1 protein-coding gene is annotated in these 526 nt (G+C 56.5%); it reads left to right on the forward strand.

The genetic code is table 11. The features are described 5' to 3' along the window. Window positions 1–499, forward strand: a 499-nt coding sequence (locus GFC01_RS17925) for an IS607 family transposase (protein ID WP_152948492.1), incomplete at its 5' end; no start/stop codon positions are given. Window positions 500–526: the final 27 nt, after the last annotated feature.

Below are 526 nucleotides of genomic sequence, written 5' to 3' on the forward strand. Positions count from 1 at the left end.
GTTAGGTGACGAAAAAGAAACAGTTGTGCTTTACGCCCGGGCATCGACAAAAAAGCAGGCCGACGCGGGCAACCTGGACCGGCAGATGGAGCGGCTGCGGCAGTACGCCCGGGAAAACGGTTTTACCGTCAGGGCGGAATTCACGGACGTAGCCAGCGGCTTGAACCAGAAGCGCCGCGGTTTGGCTAATGTCCTCAAACTGGCCGAACAGGGCGAGTACAAAAAACTCATCATCGAATATCCCGACCGGCTGGCCCGGTTTGGATATTCGTACATCGAGCGGCATTTGAGATACTGCGGCGTGGAAATAATGGCCATTGCGGAAAAAGAACCGGAGGACGCCCATTCCGAACTGATACGGGACCTGCTGGCCATAGTCACGTCCTTTTCGGCCCGGCTTTATGGAGCCAGGGGCGGCAAGAAAGTCAGACAGGGGTTCCGGGAACTGATGGCGGGGGTGGCACGGGATGGGGAAGCCGAAAAAGAAGAAAGCGATTAACCCCATCGAGGGCATCAAATACACCAT

Source organism: Desulfofundulus thermobenzoicus, assembly GCF_009428905.1.
GTDB classification, from domain to species: domain Bacteria; phylum Bacillota; class Desulfotomaculia; order Desulfotomaculales; family Desulfovirgulaceae; genus Desulfofundulus_A; species Desulfofundulus_A thermobenzoicus.